The organism is Marinomonas sp. AWM4_232, from assembly GCF_056158325.1.
The window spans coordinates 3,890,988-3,908,531 of record NZ_JBSWTA010000001.1; the positions used below are offsets into that span (position 1 = coordinate 3,890,988).

Annotated in this window: 17 protein-coding genes, 1 tRNA gene and 1 pseudogene; 3 read left to right on the forward strand and 16 right to left on the reverse strand. The window is 42.6% G+C overall.

From position 1 onward, the window contains the following. Nucleotides 1-228: 228 nt before the first annotated feature. The 6 genes and pseudogenes from ACXAC1_RS18410 to ACXAC1_RS18435 all read right to left on the reverse strand — a co-directional run bounded on the left by ACXAC1_RS18410 (nucleotide 229) and on the right by ACXAC1_RS18435 (nucleotide 7,045). Nucleotides 229-768 (reverse strand): methyl-accepting chemotaxis protein, encoded by a 540-nt coding sequence (locus ACXAC1_RS18410; RefSeq protein ID WP_475063856.1) that lies wholly within the window; start codon nucleotides 766-768, stop codon nucleotides 229-231. After that, nucleotides 763-1,542, reverse strand: a pseudogene (locus ACXAC1_RS18415) (PAS domain-containing protein); the annotation flags it as partial. The pseudogene ACXAC1_RS18415 and the gene ACXAC1_RS18410, both read right to left, overlap by 6 nt. Beyond that, the gene (locus ACXAC1_RS18420; protein WP_475063404.1) at nucleotides 1,520-4,096 is read right to left on the reverse strand and encodes an EAL domain-containing protein; all 2,577 of its coding nucleotides are present in this window, start codon (nucleotides 4,094-4,096) and stop codon (nucleotides 1,520-1,522) included. The pseudogene ACXAC1_RS18415 and the gene ACXAC1_RS18420, both read right to left, overlap by 23 nt. Nucleotides 4,097-4,527: 431 nt before the next feature. Beyond that, a complete protein-coding gene (locus tag ACXAC1_RS18425; RefSeq protein WP_475063406.1) occupies nucleotides 4,528-5,733 on the reverse strand; it encodes a tyrosine-type recombinase/integrase in 1,206 nt (401 codons plus the stop codon). Between the two features lie 330 nt (nucleotides 5,734-6,063). After that, nucleotides 6,064-6,151: transfer RNA gene (locus ACXAC1_RS18430), tRNA-Ser, on the reverse strand. Between the two features lie 327 nt (nucleotides 6,152-6,478). Further along, the gene (locus ACXAC1_RS18435; RefSeq protein ID WP_475063407.1) at nucleotides 6,479-7,045 is read right to left on the reverse strand and encodes a nitroreductase family protein; all 567 of its coding nucleotides are present in this window, start codon (nucleotides 7,043-7,045) and stop codon (nucleotides 6,479-6,481) included. A 100-nt stretch (nucleotides 7,046-7,145) separates the two neighbouring features. Here ACXAC1_RS18435 and ACXAC1_RS18440 point away from each other — a divergent pair, with 100 nt between their 5' ends. Further along, entirely contained in the window at nucleotides 7,146-8,702 is a 1,557-nt protein-coding gene (locus ACXAC1_RS18440) for a hypothetical protein (protein ID WP_475063409.1), read from the forward strand. 29 nt (nucleotides 8,703-8,731) lie between these two features. Here ACXAC1_RS18440 and queF read toward each other — a convergent pair whose 3' ends face one another. From queF to ACXAC1_RS18455, 3 genes are read right to left on the reverse strand one after another with little or no spacing between them, the layout of a single operon-like run. After that, nucleotides 8,732-9,544, reverse strand: coding sequence for an NADPH-dependent 7-cyano-7-deazaguanine reductase QueF (gene queF, locus ACXAC1_RS18445; RefSeq protein ID WP_475063410.1), 813 nt, complete (start codon nucleotides 9,542-9,544; stop codon nucleotides 8,732-8,734). Nucleotides 9,545-9,554: 10 nt separating this feature from the next. Further along, a complete protein-coding gene (locus tag ACXAC1_RS18450; protein ID WP_475063412.1) occupies nucleotides 9,555-10,328 on the reverse strand; it encodes an ABC transporter permease in 774 nt (257 codons plus the stop codon). A 1-nt stretch (nucleotide 10,329) separates the two neighbouring features. Further along, nucleotides 10,330-11,247 (reverse strand): ABC transporter ATP-binding protein, encoded by a 918-nt coding sequence (locus ACXAC1_RS18455; RefSeq protein WP_475063414.1) that lies wholly within the window; start codon nucleotides 11,245-11,247, stop codon nucleotides 10,330-10,332. Between the two features lie 54 nt (nucleotides 11,248-11,301). Here ACXAC1_RS18455 and ACXAC1_RS18460 point away from each other — a divergent pair, with 54 nt between their 5' ends. Next, nucleotides 11,302-11,715 carry a PA2817 family protein gene (locus tag ACXAC1_RS18460; RefSeq protein WP_475063416.1) on the forward strand — a complete coding sequence of 138 codons (414 nt, stop codon included), beginning with the start codon at nucleotides 11,302-11,304 and terminating at the stop codon, nucleotides 11,713-11,715. A 38-nt stretch (nucleotides 11,716-11,753) separates the two neighbouring features. Here the strand turns inward: ACXAC1_RS18460 and fabF are convergent, their stop codons facing one another. From fabF to ACXAC1_RS18495, 7 genes are all read right to left on the reverse strand, one after another. Further along, the gene (gene fabF, locus ACXAC1_RS18465; RefSeq protein WP_475063418.1) at nucleotides 11,754-12,992 is read right to left on the reverse strand and encodes a beta-ketoacyl-ACP synthase II; all 1,239 of its coding nucleotides are present in this window, start codon (nucleotides 12,990-12,992) and stop codon (nucleotides 11,754-11,756) included. 103 nt (nucleotides 12,993-13,095) lie between these two features. Next, nucleotides 13,096-13,329, reverse strand: coding sequence for an acyl carrier protein (acpP, locus tag ACXAC1_RS18470; RefSeq protein ID WP_055462884.1), 234 nt, complete (start codon nucleotides 13,327-13,329; stop codon nucleotides 13,096-13,098). 137 nt (nucleotides 13,330-13,466) lie between these two features. Continuing rightward, entirely contained in the window at nucleotides 13,467-14,192 is a 726-nt protein-coding gene (gene fabG, locus ACXAC1_RS18475; protein ID WP_475063420.1) for a 3-oxoacyl-ACP reductase FabG, read from the reverse strand. 19 nt (nucleotides 14,193-14,211) lie between these two features. Further along, complete coding sequence (gene fabD, locus ACXAC1_RS18480) at nucleotides 14,212-15,138, reverse strand: ACP S-malonyltransferase (protein ID WP_475063422.1); 927 nt, start codon at nucleotides 15,136-15,138, stop codon at nucleotides 14,212-14,214. Next, on the reverse strand, nucleotides 15,135-16,085 hold the full coding sequence (locus tag ACXAC1_RS18485; RefSeq protein ID WP_475063424.1) for a fatty acid synthesis protein: 951 nt from the start codon (nucleotides 16,083-16,085) through the stop codon (nucleotides 15,135-15,137). Before ACXAC1_RS18485 ends, fabD begins: the two co-directional genes overlap by 4 nt. Before the next feature lie 13 nt (nucleotides 16,086-16,098). After that, the gene (gene rpmF / locus ACXAC1_RS18490; RefSeq protein WP_067209547.1) at nucleotides 16,099-16,278 is read right to left on the reverse strand and encodes a 50S ribosomal protein L32; all 180 of its coding nucleotides are present in this window, start codon (nucleotides 16,276-16,278) and stop codon (nucleotides 16,099-16,101) included. 11 nt (nucleotides 16,279-16,289) lie between these two features. Beyond that, nucleotides 16,290-16,841, reverse strand: coding sequence for a YceD family protein (locus ACXAC1_RS18495; RefSeq protein ID WP_233401630.1), 552 nt, complete (start codon nucleotides 16,839-16,841; stop codon nucleotides 16,290-16,292). A gap of 113 nt (nucleotides 16,842-16,954) precedes the next feature. Here ACXAC1_RS18495 and ACXAC1_RS18500 point away from each other — a divergent pair, with 113 nt between their 5' ends. Beyond that, nucleotides 16,955-17,542: a Maf family protein gene (locus tag ACXAC1_RS18500; RefSeq protein ID WP_475063426.1), complete on the forward strand. Its 588-nt coding sequence runs from the start codon at nucleotides 16,955-16,957 to the stop codon at nucleotides 17,540-17,542. Nucleotides 17,543-17,544: the final 2 nt, after the last annotated feature.

Consider the following 17,544-nt stretch of genomic DNA (forward strand, 5'->3'; position numbering starts at 1 on the left):
TAACATGCTAAAGATCACCGCAAGTGCGATTAGCCCGATAGATGAAAGAATCGTGTGTATTTCTGACTAGCTGTTAGGAACCGTACAAAAAGTTATCGCTAATGAGAAAAAGGTAAAATTGATTTAATGTCTCCCCCTTAGATCAGGATACGAACGTTAATATCGCACTCCGCAAAAAATTTGGCCCCGCAACAGAGTTTTTTACGTAGGTAATTAGGAGAGCGAAGCCTAAAGGCTTCGCTTGAATTGATCGACTGCATCGACGACTTCTTGTGCTCCGAGTTGAATCTCATTGATCACAATGCCTGCTTCCCCTGATAGGCGGTGTGCTTCGTTGACTTCATCTAAGCTTTCTTTAATAAGGCTTACTGCTTGTTCAGTAAGCTTCTTGTTCACACTTACGACTTCAATGATCTGCTCGGTTGCTGAGCTGGTTCTTGATGCTAGCTGTCGAACTTCGTCGGCCACTACAGCAAATCCGCGTCCTTGCTCACCAGCTCTTGCAGCCTCAATCGCTGCGTTCAATGCTAAAAGGTTCGTCTGATCAGCGATGCCGCGAATGCTTTCTACCAAATCAGCAACTCTTGCTGATTGGGCATCTAACTCGGTAATGCCTGCACTGGCATTGCCCATTCTTGATGACAAGTCCTGCATTGTCTTGATGGTTGCGTCAATGACTTCAATACCTTTGGAGGTTTGTTGTCCCGTTTGTTGTGAAATGTTGTACGCTACCTCAGAAGCTTCAGCAATGGCGTTTTCTCGATTCACTTGATCGGTAATAACTGATGCAAATTTAACAACTTTGTATAAATTTTCATGCTCATCATGTATTGGGTTGTAAGTAGCTTCTAGCCAGACATCTTGCCCACGGCTATCGATGCGACGAAATCGGCCTGAATAGAATTTGCCAGAGGCTAATGTACGCCAAAACTCTTGGTATTCTGGAGACTGAGTTTCACTAGCATCACAAAAAATGCGGTGATGCTTACCAAGTATCTCGCTCTTGCTATAACCCATGTTTTGAAGGAAATTGTTATTCGCATCCAAAATGACACCATCGGGACTAAATTCAATCACGGCTAGTGAGCGATCTAGTGCCGCTAGCATATCTTCATGTTGGCGTGATTGCGAAATAGTTCGTGTAAGCTCAGCACAGTACGCATGAATATGCTTACCACCTTCGACAGGTACTGGCTGCATAATGACACGATACCAGTGTTCTTCTCCACCTTTGGCCACAAACTGCATAGCTCCATGCCAGTGATGACCATTATGGATCGCATCCAGCATTTTCTGTGAGTGCTCTTTATGCTTTGCTTTCGGGGAAATATGATCGGCTAATGCTCCTAATTCTTCAAATCGAAAGCCACAAGACGAAAGAAAAGAAGGATTGGCTTCAATAAACTTACCTTGCTTATCTACAGCAAAGTACAGCATTTCTTCAACAAGATCTTTTTGAATGTTATGGAAAACAGTTAATTCATCTTCCAATTCATCGATTCGACTTAAGAGCTTTTTTTTATGAAACAACATATTCTTCATCCTTGGGAGTTATATTTTTTTGAAAGCTCTTTAACCAAATCTCTATCTCAGTCGAGTTCAGTGGTCTAGAGAACAAAAAGCCTTGAGCAACGTGATAACCTTGATCTTTTAAAATACTGAACTGTTCATTTCTTTCGATACCTTCTGCAACAACATCTAGTTTAAGACTTTCACCTATTTGCAAGACTGCTTGACTCAATGCCTGGCTAGTACTATCAATTTCAAGCTCAGATACAAAGCTACGATCTAATTTAAGCTCTTTGATAGGGATTTTTCTTAAGTAACTCATGCTTGAATAACCTGTGCCAAAATCATCAATTGAAAATCGAATTCCTTTTTCATGAATATCATGAAGAACTTGCATGGTACTCGGATTTGTATCAAGAAGAACATTTTCTGTTAACTCTAACGTAAGATCTGAAACCTTAAGATTATATAGTTCCAATTCACTCACAATAAGATTACAAAGGTCCATATTATGAAAATTGAGGGGCGATAAATTTATTGATACTGCAGGAATAGCTACCCCTTTATTTCGCCAAACAGACATTTGTCTACAGGCAGTTTTTAGCGCCCACCGGCTAAGATCACCAATAAGACCACACTCTTCGGCTAAAGGTATAAATTTACCTGGGGACACCGCACCAAACTTAGGGTGATTCCATCTAGCTAATGCCTCAACACCATACAATTCACCTGTTTTCATATGAATTTGAGGCTGATAGTTTAGCTCTAGCTCCCCATTCAAAATAGCGCTCTGAAGCTCAACTTCAAGCTCCTGTCGCTCCTGAGCTAATTGGTTTAATTCATGGCTGAAAAATGAAAAGCGCCCTTTTCCAGCAATTTTCGCTTGATACATTGCCATATCGGCCCGATGGATAAGAGTGCCGATATCGTGACCATCTTCAGGAAAAATACTAACGCCAATACTAACAGAGGGTGTCACCTTGGTTTCATCTATTTCTATGGGTTGAGAAATGAAAAGCCTTAGGTCTTCAATGAAATGATTAAGTTCATCAGAATCTTTTCCTAAAATAATCAGAAGGAATTCATCACCAGATAAACGACCACAAATATCCAAATTTACGCATTTTTTCTTTATTCTTCTGGCGACTTCTATCAAGAATTTATCTCCAGCTGGATGCCCTAAAGAATCATTTATCTGTTTGAAACGGTCTAAATCTAAAAAGAGAACAGCTAAATGCTCCTTGCTCTGTTTCACTTCTCTTAAGGCCTGCTCAGCTTTAGCATGAAGCATGCTTCGATTTGGTAATTTAGTTAAACTATCGTAATAGGCAAGACGTCTAATATCTTCTTGCTGCTTATCTCTTTCTATTGCTAAAGCACATAATGGCATCAAAATATTAACTAATTGGATCTCCAAAGGTGAAGGTGCTTCATTATTTTTTCTATAGAATGCAACAACGCCAATAGACTCATTATTATTTCCTTGAATAGGTGTAGACCAACAGCTTTTGTAACCGAAAGGCAAAATTTTATCACGATAGTCCTTCCATAACGGATCACTTTCAATATCAGTAACCAATACGGGTTTCCCTAGGTGTGCAGCAGTACCTGACGACGCAACAGATTTACCAATTCGAATATTCTGTAAAAGCTTTCTATAGTCACTAGGTAAATTAGGAGATGATAATAGCTGCAAACAACTACCATCATCTACTTTCAATATGGCTGGCGTGATATCCCCTATGATCTTACTTATCTCATTACAAACAGACTCCATAATAATCTCTAGCGGCTCATCTCTTGCTATAGCACCAAGAATCTTGGCATGGAGAACTTCATGTAGCTTAGTTTTGGTTATTTCAGAAAATATAGTTACAATATGAGTCAGCTCGTCTGCCTCATTAAAAACGGGATTACTCATCACAGAACACCAAAGTTTCTGACCACTTTTCGTTTGAATAAGTTCATCCACTTTAATTGCCACGCCATTTTTTAACGTGGTATGTACTTTAGCTATCTGGTTGTCGCTAAAATGAGGGGCAATAATCGATATTGGAGTACGACCTAAAACATCATCACTCTCAAACCCTAAAATATTCGAGAAGCCTTTATTAACATAAATAACACGCCAAGTTGCATCAGTAATAAGAATGGCGTTATCCGTCTTGTCTGTCACCAGAGAGAGCATTTCTACGCGTTTTCTTTCCACGACCTCGGCGGTCACATCTTTAATAAAAGCAGTGTATAAGTTTTCACCATCTACGGTTACTTTTGAAATAGACATGGAGCCCCATTTTGTAGAGCCATCTTTACATGCTATTTCCACTTCACGATTAGTACCAACAATTTTATTCTTCCCGGTTTCACGGTTAGCGCTTACATATCGGTCATGGTTTGGTTTTATGTGATCAGGAACGAGAATTTTAACATTTTCCCCTATAACCTCATTTTTTTTGTAGCCCCACAAATTCTCTGCTGCATGATTATACAAAATGACATCATTTTTTGTATCGATAACAACAACACTATCCATAGCTTGCTCAAGTGTTTCTACAAATATATCTGACAACAGTTTTTTACCTAACATACAAACCCTGTACAAAAATTACACTCATTGTTCATAACATTTTACCCCCCCCCCAAAAAAAATACGAGCAATTACAAATTGTGCAAATAGTAGTCAGAACAGTTGACCATGTTAAGTGCTCACATCCCTTGTCTACTTTGCTACGTATTCACTTTATGCGGAACTGGTACAGCATAACTAGGCTGGCATTCCAGTGATTCAGCGATGGCAGGTGCACTTTAAAAGATACCTCTATGCAACTGTTTTCTGGTCTCTCGGTAGAAGGCGCGCCCCTGACCACACAACCACTAAGAATTTCCGTCATTTGCAATAGAAGCATAAGCTGGGTCATAAACTCCTCAAAAAAGTTAACAAATGCGTATCCAACTCCGGCATCTATTTTAAAGAATGGGTTATAGTTGATGTGACGATCACCGAAGCAGCGAGTTTCACTAGAAATAAGTCCAACACAAAACCCCGAAATAGCTACTCCATCGCTGCATCATTTCTCGACGTCGCTCAAGATAATCTGTTCGGTTATAGGCGTTACGTATTTTATCCTTGCCAATATGGGCAAGAGCTACTTCAATCAAATCAGGGTCCTCTCCCCACTCATTAAGCGTCGTGCTTGCCAGCGAACGTAGCCCATGAGTAGTGGTGCGATTTTGAAGCCCAATCCGCTTTAAAGCTTTGTTTATTGACTCTGGATCAACATGGCGACTGTTACTTCTAGTTGAAGGGAATACATAAGGACTATTAGATGTAAGCGCTTTAACACCATCAAGTATAGATAGAGTCTCGTCGGTCAACGGAACACGGTGTTCACGTTTCATTTTCATTCTTGAATCAGGGATCACCCAAACTTTGCTTTCAAAGTCGATTTCATCCCATCTTGTACCTGCAGCTTCAGCTGGGCGTGTCATTGTATGAAGTTGCCATTCAATCAGATAGCGGGTTACAACATATAGATTGGCATGACCAAGCGCCCTCATTAGATCCGTTACTTCATGTGGGCTTAAAGCTTTCATGTGCTCAACAACAGGCTTCTTGAACACATCTCTTATGCCTGAAAGAGGGTTATGATCAATGAACCCACTGTTTACTGCAAAATTCATGATCTCATTAAGAAGCTGTGCTGTTCGCTTAACAGTTTCCAATTTACCGATGCTTTCGGGCTCACGAAGCACTTCTATTACAATTGGAGCACTCAAAGACTTGACTGGAATGTCGCCAAGTTTATGAAACTCATACTTTTCAAGTTTACGCCAGTTATCAAGCATCGTTTTATCTTTTATTTGACTAACCTTTAACTCCCGCCACTGGTTTGCAACGTACTTCAAAGTATAAGTCTGCAATAGCTTGAGTTTGGCTTTTCTCTCAATACGATCTATCTGCGGGTCAATTCCCTCATGCAAGAGCTTACGCATTTCAAGAGCCTTGTCCCTAGCTTCTGAAAGAGACACATCTGGGAATGGTCCAATACCTATAAACGTTTTTTTACCCGTTACTGGCCTGGTATACCTGAACTCCCAAAATTTTGAGTCGTTTGGTTTTACGTATATGTAAAGGCCGCCCCCATCTGATTTTCGGAAGGATTTACCGTCGATTGACTTCAGGTTTTGGATTTGTTTGACGGTTAGCCTATTTAAACCTGCCATGATGCCTCCTGAATCAGCTAGTGTATGACTGACTCAACGAGAAAAATCACGAAAAACACCGTCATACACAAAACCAATTTTTATTTTTAATTACAATAACTTAAAAGCTATTAAACGTTGAAAATACTGATTTTAAGGTTTGAGATAGGCATATTACGTTTAATCGAAAAGTGTATGACTCTAATTAGATGAAAGATTAGTCATACTTTTTGCACTACACTTTTTTCTTGGACGTAATCGTTCAATATAGACGCTATTGAACATAAATCATTGATTTTATTGAATTTTTGACACAAAAAAAGACGTCCTTGGACGTCTTTTCTGAGATGATGGCGGTGAGCAAGAGATTCGAACTCTTGATGCCTTTCGACATACACGCTTTCCAGGCGTGCTCCTTCGGCCACTCGGACAGCTCACCAAAACTTTTTGTCCGCAGAACTGCGAAACGTGGCGCGTATCATAGCGATGAAGTCATTGAATTGCAAATGTTTTTAGCGACCCAATGAGACTTTTGCTTACCCCCACACTCCATCAACGGGAGCGACTGTGCCATCATGATAAGCTAGGCTTGGTATACGATCTTCCGATAGCAATATAGGCCCATCAATATCCAGCCAACACGCCTCTTGCGCTAAGAGTAAAGCAGGCTCCATGCCCAATAACGATGGACGTCATGCTTAGCGAAATCGTTAGGTTAATTTAGAGTTCTCGAACGATTTCGAAAACTCTAAATCATCCATTAGACCTAAAAATCGACAAAGCTTAATCTTTCTTCAAGACCTGTATCAGCTACTCGATTGGGAGTTTGTGTCGGTGTTCCAGCGTAAATCAAGCCAACAACCTGTTGGTTTTCATTAAGATCGAATAAGTCCTTAGCAGCATCGGTAAATACCGCAGGCCCTGTTCTCCAGATGCCACCATAGCCGAGCGCATCCAACCCCAACAATGTCTGTTGTGCAGCGGCTGAAGCCGCCATAAGTTGTTCAAACTCAGGCACCTTTGGATGATGCACAATGTCCGCGTAAATAAGCAAAATAGCAGGGGCTCGGAAGGCTTTCTTAATAAAAGTTTCCGCTTTATCATCCGTCAACTCAGGGACTTCACTTTTCGCATGCTGCCAATAAACTTGGCCAACTTGCTCACGACCTGAGCCGCTAAACACTTTAAAACGCCAAGGCTTTAACGAGCCATGATCTGCCGCACGACTTGCCGCATCCAGAATATCAAACCACTCTTCCTTAGAAGGTGCCGGCTCAGCAAGTTGATTTCGAGATACACGATCTCGCATAAATCGTAAAAAATCTTTACTCATAGCGTGAAAAATTCCGTTAGTATCATATATATATACCTAAAGATAACGAATGTGCTGAGACAAGTAAATCTAAACGACTCTCATTTATGAGGCAGGCATTATGGAAAAATGGGTTCTATGGGTCTTACTGGAAGCCGTCACCGTCATGGCCATCGCATCACTGTGGATTCTATGGCGCGCTAAAAAACTAAGCAAACCTTCTGAAGACAAACAAACAGTTTCTGTCGAGTCGGATGAATCTGTTAGCATCGAAGAAAACACCACTCTTCAAGTTAATGGTTCAGCTAAAGGTGATGAGCAATCCCCTTTTAAAGCATTTGCAAAAGCCTTAGAACTTCAAGCCAATGAAGCTGCCGATGTTCTGAAAAGCTTACGTACATCCGACGATTTAGAAGCCGTCACACGCTTTAAACTTTGGGGCACTCTTGTGAAGGCTGAACGTGCTATCTTACTCAATGATGAAACCGAAAAGCCTCAAGCGATTTTAAATCGATTTATGGCCAGCATTATTAGCACCCTTGAAAGCGTTAAGAACCGAAATTTAACGAAGCATTCTCTTACTGAAACACTGAAAGAAACAGACGCAGAGTTCATCCAAGCCAGTGAGTTGCTCATTTCAAAAGAGGAACTTGTAACCAACCAAAGAGAACTACATGGGGAGCTTCACAAGAGTATCGAGTTTGCTGAAAAGAAACTGAACAAGCTCAAAGTTAAAGAGACTGAGTTACAACGTTTACGTAATGAACTAAAAAAACAGCAGAATCAAGTTAGTAAACTAGAAGAGCATGCACATTATAATCAGGACCTCAAGCAAACAGCTCAAGCAACACCAAAAGACACGCCTCAAATTCAACACGGCTCTACGCGCCACCTTCATCAGTTAGAGCGTTTATCGAAGCGCCAACAGGCCATTATCGAACATTTACAAGCCCAGCTTAAGGATAGTGCTAATGATAAAGGCGACCAGAAAGAGAAAGCCCAGCAAATGGCCATTAGCCGTATGGAGCGCCTCGCTAATGAGTCTCGCTCTTTAATTGAACAACTACAATCGGAGCTCGAAAGTACTAACTTGTCCATTTCATCACTTAAGCAAGAGATTGACGATAAGGATAAGCAGCTCGAAGCCATTGATGAGCAACTGAAGTCAAGCGAGGGTGGCGTTTTAGGTGAATACCAAACATTATCTTCAAATAAGCGGGATGCGCTAGAGTCTATTCTAGGAGGCTTTGCAAACCTTAATAAAGACACTCCTGAGCAGGCTCAATCAATTTCAGAGCAAGAAAAAGAAGTGCTGAGCCTAGAGCAAATGCTTAAAGAGTCTGAGACCTGTGTGCAATTATTGGCTCAAGAACTTGAAAGTGCTGAAACTGAAAACGCTGCCCTGCGAGAGCGCATCGAAAGACAAACAAAAGATAAACGCAATAGCGCTAATGCCGAGGATATACCGAAAGAGCTGTTGGAATTAGAAGCCCTTAGAGAAGAACATCGAGATATAGTGGGACAAATTCAGCACATGAAAGACTCATTATTAAATCAGGTGTCTGGCTCAACAGAAAAAACACTACGAAATGAATATAACAAGAAGAGCCTTGAACTAGATAGATTACAACTTGCCTATTCAGATCTTGAACGGAAATACTTAGGAACACTCCGCTAGTCAACAACACGACTAGCGGAGTAATTACACTATTGTCTTGTTAAACGATCATTACCTAAGACAATTGGATCTGTCGAGCGATATGGGTTGATATCTAAACCGCCGCGACGAACATAGCGTGCATAGACAATCAAACTCTCAGGCTGACATTTTGTCATGATATCGATGAAGATGCGCTCCACACACTGTTCGTGAAAGTCAGTATGTTCACGGAATGAAGCAACGTACTTTAGTAGACCAGCATGGTCGATTTTAGCTCCACGATAATCAATGAATACAGAGCCCCAGTCAGGCTGATTCGTCACAGGACAGTTTGATTTGAGCAAGTGGCTCACTAAACGTTCCTCTACCTGCTCTCCGTCAACAATCGTCAAAAGATCCGCATTTGGATGGTATTCATCGATCTCAACATCTAGATCATCGATGCAGTAATCAGGTGTTAGCACCACAAGCGCTTCCATCGCTTCCACATCACGTATGATCACCGTCACATCGGTACCTGCCGCTGCTGATAGATCTTTTTCAAGCAGCTCTTGTACTTCAAACTGATCTTCATAGCGCATCTGATTAAGCGAATTCAGGTACAACTTGAAAGACTTCGACTCAATGATATTTGGCGAGTGGCAAGGCAGACGAAATTCAGCCGTCGCAACAATAGGTTTGCCTTTTTTATTTAGCCAGGACAACTCATATGCATTCCAAATATCCTCACCATGAAAAGGTAAGCGCTCAGACTCAATTCCCATGTCTTTCCACTTGTCTACGCGTGGGATGGGAAACAACAATCCTGGATCGTACTCAGACACATATTCCGTTTTCTGTCCTAGGGGCAAAAAACCCATGCTCAACACCTCAACTTCTAATGCCTCTACCGCGATTGAGTAGAGATAAGCCAATATAAAATAACGCAATGATAAAGGCAGCGATAATAAACAAAGCCCACGTCACGTCAATATCTGAAACGCCTAAAATCCCATAGCGGAAGGCATTTACCATATAAAGCACTGGATTTAGCATGGATATCCCTTGCCAAAGGTCGGGCAGCAAACTAATCGAGTAAAACACCCCGCCAAGGTACGTGAGTGGCGTTAAGATAAATGTCGGCACAATGGACACATCATCAAATGAGCGTGCATAGAGGGCATTAACAAAGCCTCCCAACGAGAACATCACTGATGTCAGGAATACGATAAGCATCGTTAGTAGTAAATTATGTAGATGCATATGTGTAAAAAACAGCGACAACACTGTCACAATCGCTCCGACAAAAAGACCTCGAGCGACACCACCTAAAACATAGCCAAGTAAAATGACCCAATTAGGCGTTGGCGACACCAGCAACTCTTGAACACTATGTTGAAACTTGGCTGAAAAAAACGACGAGGCAACATTTGAATACGAATTGGTGATCACCGACATCATGATCAGCCCTGGGACGATGAACTGCATATAACTAAAGCCGCCCATTTCCCCTATACGACTTCCGATTAGATTACCAAAGATCGCAAAATAAAGAGTCATGGTTATGGCAGGAGGTAGAAGGGTTTGCGGCCATATGCGCATAAAGCGGCGAATCTCTCGGCGCAAGATGGTGTAAAAGGCAATCCAAATTTCAGACGAGGACATGCTACTTACTTCCTTTAATCAATTTAACAAATAGCTCTTCAAGACGGTTCGACTTATTACGCATACTGACGACTTTGACCTTCAGCTGATTTAAGTAATTAAACACATCATTTAGGTTTTGACCTTTCATGACGGCTACCTCAATTGAAGAACCATCACCCACTAAATTCATGTCATAACCGTCCAGCTCAACACTTGAAAGAGAGTGATCTAAATCCAGTACAAATATCTCACTACTTAACGTCTTTAAAAGCGCCTTAACACTGGTGTTCTCTACAATTTCACCACTGTTAATGATGGCAATGTTGCGACAAAGCTGTTCCGCTTCTTCAAGATAATGGGTCGTTAGGATTATCGTGGTCCCGTGCTTATTTAGCTCTTTAATGAACTCCCACATAGAACGACGCAGCTCAATATCAACACCTGCTGTAGGCTCATCAAGGATTAAGACTTTGGGCTCGTGTATTAGCGCACGAGCAATCATTAAACGACGCTTCATACCACCTGATAGCATACGAGACTGCGTGTCTTTTTTATCCCAAAGATCAAGTTGCTTAAGGTACTTTTCCGCCCGCTCTTTTGCTAACTCCAATGGTATTCCGTAAAAGCCAGCCTGCGTGACCACGACGTTAAACACCGTCTCAAAAACATTGAAGTTAAACTCTTGAGGTACCACACCAAGGTGTAACTTTGCCTTGGCAAAATCTTGGTCAATATCCTCGCCAAAGATACGTACACTACCTGAGGATTTGTTGACCAAAGAACAAAGAATCCCAATCGTAGTCGACTTACCCGCGCCATTCGGTCCTAACAAAGCAAAAAAATCACCTTGCTCAACAGTTAGATCAACCCCTTTTAAGGCCTCAAAACCGTTATCGTAGCGTTTTTTTAGGTCCTTTATTTCAATAGCATATGCCATAATAACCTTCTTAATTAATACACTTTAAACCCATCAAGATAGGTTTCATTTCTCGTGAGTTCTAGAATCCAATTTATTATTAGCCGCCTACAAAACCTTCAGCAACGCTTCCAAGAGCATGATCCCTTTGATCGCTCTGAGTTAGCTGAAGAAGAGCAAGATTTTATTAATAAGTGGGATGAACTAATTACTTCCGGCAACCAAGCTCAACCTGACTTTCTCTTTGATGCCCAGGAACTTTTAAGTCGCTTTATCCGCTGCTACCCAAACTTGGTTCCTTTGATGCACCGTGAGCTATTATATTTTGTCGGTGGTGAATGCCTTCACTTCCTAGGAGATGAAGAGCTCAGTTTTTACCAACAAATTGACGAACAATTATATGATGCGGAACAAGCAGGTGGGAGCGTTGATATAGCAGAAATGATAGAAGCTAATCGCCCTGCTGCTCAAGGGGAAACCTTGCAATAAAAATTAAGTTTATAAAAAAAGCGGCTATTGCCGCTTTTTTATATTTTCCGAAACACTAATGTACCGTTGGTTCCACCAAAACCAAACGAATTGTTAAGCACTAACTCAACTTTACGTTTTTGTGCTGTATTAGCCACATAATTTAAGTCGCAACCTTCGCTTGGCTCTTCCAGATTGATAGTGGGTGGCACGAGCTGATCACGTATCGCCAAAACAGAAAAAATAGACTCTACAGCTCCTGCAGCACCTAACAAATGCCCTGTCATCGATTTAGTAGAACTGATTGCCACATCCGATGCATCATGACCCATTAATGCCTTCACTGCTTCTGTTTCCGCCAAATCACCGATTGGTGTCGATGTACCATGCGCATTAATATAATCAATCTCATGAGCTTTAGCCCCCGCATCTTTTAGCGATGCAGCCATAGCAGCAAGAGCCCCCTCACCAGTTTCCGGTGGCGCAGTCATATGATAGGCATCATCACTCATACCAAAACCAGCAAGCTCAGCATAAATAGTTGCACCACGAGAAATAGCATGCTCATATTCCTCAAGCACAAGAATACCTGAACCATCCCCCATCACAAAACCATCACGATCTTTGTCCCATGGTCTACTTGCCGTCTTAGGGTCATCATTTCGTGTCGACAAAGCACGTGCCGCACCAAAGCCACCGATACCAAGTGGCGTGATCGCCATTTCTGCGCCACCAGCAATCATAACATCCGCATCACCATACGAGATCATACGCCCCGCCATACCTATGTTATGAGTGCCTGTTGTACAAGCGGTTACGATCGAAATATTTGGCCCTTGAAAACCAAAGCGAATCGCAACATGTCCAGAAATCATATTTATGATAGCGCCAGGAACAAAGAACGGTGAAATCCGCTTTGGCCCTGATGCATTTAGCAATTCAACATTCTTCTCAATCATTGGTAAACCACCAATGCCCGAGCCGATAGCACATCCAATGCGTTGATAATCCACTGTTTCAGGGGTTAGTCCAGCATCTTCAATTGCTTGGACTGCTGCCGCAATACCATATTGAATGAAAACATCCATTTTCCGAGCTTCTTTTACGCTCATGTATTGCGATGCATCGAAGTCTTTTACTTGCGCAGCAAAACGGGTTGAAAATTGGGACGCATCGAAGTGCTCAATCGAAGAGACACCACTTTTACCTTCAATTACATTATCCCAAGAGTCTTTAACGTTATTGCCAAGGGGGCTCACCATTCCCATACCGGTGACTACGACCCGACGACGAGACATATGATTCCTCCGAAAAACTCCCTTTTATGCAGGGGGTATGAATAAGAAAAGCCGCTGTACATACAATACGAGCGGCTTTTCGGAAACTCAGTGCACCAGAGTATTACAAGTTAGCGTTGATGTAATCAATTGCTGCTTGTACAGTGGTGATTTTTTCTGCTTCTTCATCAGGAATCTCTGTGTCGAATTCCTCTTCAAGAGCCATTACAAGCTCAACTGTGTCTAGGGAATCAGCACCTAGATCGTCTACGAAAGACGCTGCTGGCACAACTTCTTCCTCTTTAACACCTAGTTGTTCGCAAACGATTTTTTTAACGCGTTCTTCAATGCTACTCATTAGAAGTTCCTACTCTACTCGTCAATAGCTCACTTTGAGCATATTATAAAAATTAGTGACACCCACATGTTGGGCGTGATTCTCATCATGAACCGGAGACGTATTTTCGTTGAATTCATTACGAATTTCAACTCAAATTACGCCATGTACATACCACCGTTGACATGTAACGTTTCACCGGTAATGTAACCCGCCGCATCAGAAGCCAAGAAAGCAACAGCCGCCGCAATCTCTTCGGGCTCCCCTAAACGTGCCGCCGGCACTTTAGAAACCAAATTCGCCTTGTGTTCTTCTGGCAAGTCTTTTGTCATATCTGTCGCAATAAAGCCAGGCGCCACACAGTTTACAGTGATCCCACGAGAGCCAATTTCAGCGGCTAGAGAGCGACTAAAACCTTCCAGGCCTGCTTTTGCTGCAGAGTAATTTGCTTGACCAGCATTACCCATAGAGCCAACAACAGAGCTGATCGTAACGACTCGACCAAATTTTGCTTTAGTCATCCCTCGTAGGCACGCTTTCGTTACGCGGAACACAGATGTAAGGTTAGTATTGATCACTTGATCCCACTCATCCATCTTCATACGCATCATTAGGTTATCACGCGTAATGCCAGCGTTATTAACCAAAACCGTCGGCGCACCAAACTCTTCGTTGATTTGCTTGATAACAGCATCTACTGACTCGTCATTAGAAACATCCAGTACGATCCCCTTACCATTATCGCCTAAGTATTCGCTAATGCTTGCAGCACCCGCTTCACTTGTTGCGGTACCCACTACAGTCATACCATTAGCGACTAGCGCTTCAGCGATGGCTTTGCCAATGCCTCGCGTCGCGCCAGTTACTAGTGCAATCTTGCTCATCAAGTTATCTCCAGTAATTTTAAATTCCTGCAGCAGTTTCAAAACCTGCTACATCTCCAATTGCTACAGCCCCTAAACCTTTTACTATACGCTTGTTTAGACCTGTCAAAACTTTACCCGGACCACATTCAACTGTCTTTTCTACACCAAGCTCATTCAACAAGGCAATAGATTGTGTCCATAAAACTGGCTCACTTAGCTGAGAGACTAGGTTTGATTTGATTTGTGCCGCATCCGATACCGCTTTTGCAGTCACGTTTTGAACCAGTTTGATCGCAGGCTCTTTAAATTCAATCGCATTTAAACGCTCTGCAAGTTTCTCACCTGCTGGAACCATCAATTTACAGTGTGACGGCACGCTCACCGGTAAAGGCAATGCACGCTTAGCGCCCGCTTCTTTAGCGTTTGCCATAGCCTCTTCTACTGCTGCCGTTTCACCTGCAATGACTACTTGACCTGGAGAGTTAAAGTTAACCGCACTCACCACGCCTTCGGAAACAGCCTCACAAGCTGCTACAACCCGCTCATCAGATAAACCAATGATAGCGGCCATAGCGCCAGCACCAGCTGGGACCGCCTGCTGCATGTACTCACCACGCAATTTAACCAGTTCAACCGCATCAGCAAATTCAATCACACCAGCACACACCAACGCAGAGTACTCGCCCAGGCTATGACCTGCAACATAAGCAGGCTGATCACCACCCTGCTGCCCCCACAAACGCCATAGAGCAACACTACTTGTTAACAGTGCTGGTTGAGTTTTATCTGTTTGATTTAGAGATTCAGCGTCGTTCTGCACCAAATCCCATAGGTCGTAACCTAGCACTTGAGACGCTTCATCAAACGTTGCTTTGATAATGTCGTATTTTTCTGCCAAGTCAGACAGCATACCTAGCTGCTGAGAACCTTGACCTGGAAACACGAATGCTAATGAAGAGTTCATAACACCCCCTGTTGAGTTAACTTGGTTTCTATTCGTTTGTATAAATTTGTGCGAGCTATATCAATACCGTACTCAATCGCACCCATCATAGCCTGCAGATCTGAGCGACCATGACCTTTGACTAAATTCCCCTTGATGCCAACTAAACACGCACCATGCCGACTTTCCGCCTGCAACAATTTTTCAATAGCAGAAGTATCCATTGAATGCTTTGGCAACTGAGACAACAAAAACATAAACAAGCCTTCAGAAGCTTTCAGCACAGCATTACCTACCATGCCATCACAAACAATCACATTCTTCTCACCTGAAAAAAGCTCAAACCCTTCAGCAAAGCCCGAAAACTTAGGCCATGTTTGTTCGGATAGCATTTGGTAGCATTCTTTAATAACAGAGCTACCTTTGCTCGTCTCGACACCAACATTTAACAGCGCCACATTTGCTTCACTGTCACTTCGCGCTTCCACATAGGAAGCACCTAGTAAGGCAAAGCCATTCAACATCTCTGCAGCACAATGTACATTCGCCCCCAAATCTACTAAACAACGAAGCGGATTGGGTCGCATCTCTCGAATTAAAGCTGGATAAAGCTTTGGTCTAAGCAAACCAACGATGTGACGTGCAAGCGCCACCATGGCTGCGGTATTACCAAACGTCACCACTACATCAGTCTTAGCTTCAGACATATCAGCCAGAGAACGATATATGGTCGAATCCACTCTTTTAAACAATGAACGATCGACGACTTCCATACTGGATACAGAATCGTGACAAGCGACAGGAATAATTCGAGAAGAAGGCGACTCAGCAGGAAGGTCTAATTCCTGAGGGTCAAAATAGAAGTGCGCCTCAACGTCTGTAAAGGCGGCAACAATTTTTTCTGTTGCTTGGAATGCAATGCGGGGACCTAAGTCCCCGCCCATAGCGTCAATAGCTACCCTAATCATTGGGGGTATCTAATTACTCACCCTTAGGAGTAACAACTTGACGGCCACGGTAAAAACCGTCTGCAGAAACGTGGTGACGACGGTGTAGCTCACCAGTAGTCTGTTCTACAGATAGAGTTGGGTTAGATAGTGCATCGTGTGAACGGCGCTGGCCGCGACGTGAACGAGTCACTTTACTTTTTTGTACTGCCATTTTTGGAGCTCCTAATTTTTCTTAGCCTTTAATTCGGCCAATATACTAAATGGATTCGGTTTATTTTCGTCATCCGGTGCGTCATCGGTAGACGATGCATACTTTAGAGCTACTGGGTTGCAACCACTTTCTTCGTGATAGGCAACAATAGGTAAAGCGAGAAGTAACTCTTGCTCAACCATATTAGCGAGAACGACCTCACCATCGGTCATGACAACGGGATCATAGTCGCTAGGAATGTTCTTAGCATGGTCTTCGTCATAAACGAAGCACACACACAGATCAACCTCCAGATCAACTGGCGCAGCCTCCAAGCATCGTTGACACTCAACTTGAACGGTTGCAGCAATGGATCCAGTCGCAATGTAGCGCCTATCTTCATCGACTCTAAAGTTTAGATGAATTAACGCATCCCCTTCATTTGACGCTAAAGCAGCGCTCAACTCCGGAAACACACTGAGTGGTAAACGCCCCTCTAATGCAACTTCTTGAGCAGCATATTTACGAGGGTCAAAGTATTTAGGTAATGTGTCATTCAACATGGCGGGGAATAATATTGCCAAGGACCATTCTTGTCAAAGAATACTGAGGCAGAAATGGCATTTTTTACGTATTATTTCGTGCAATTCTAATTTTTAGCTATTTTTTCGACAAATCAAGGCACTGCAGGCTTCATATGACACAAAAATTGATCTTAGGCTCTTCCTCAAAATACCGTCAAAGCCTTTTAAAACGTCTTCAAATCCCATTCACCACACTTTCTCCTGATATCGACGAAAATCAGTTACCAGATGAGACTCCTGAGAATTACATTGAGCGGATCACTAAAGCAAAAGCTGAGGCACTCAAAAGCCAGCTGGATGATAATAGTGTCTTAATTACATCAGACCAGTGTGCAACGTTCGATGGCATTATCATAGGCAAGCCTCTAACCAAACAAAAAGCCTGTGAACAACTTCAAAGCTTTAGCGGCAACACCGTCACGTTTCTGACTGGTCTTTACACTTACAGCGCCCTATCTCAGCAAAGCCGATACATTTTGTCTGAGTTTAAAGTAAGCTTTCGAGAGTTAAGCACATGTGAAATTGAGAGATACATTGACCTTGAGTCGCCACTAGATTGTGCAGGCAGCTTTAAATGTGAAGGCCTTGGTGTTGCTTTGTTTGAAAAGATGGAAGGAGAAGACCCCACATCATTGGTAGGACTACCTTTAATTGAAACATGCGAGAGCCTGCGACAGCTTGGCATGAACCCTCTTGCTTAATC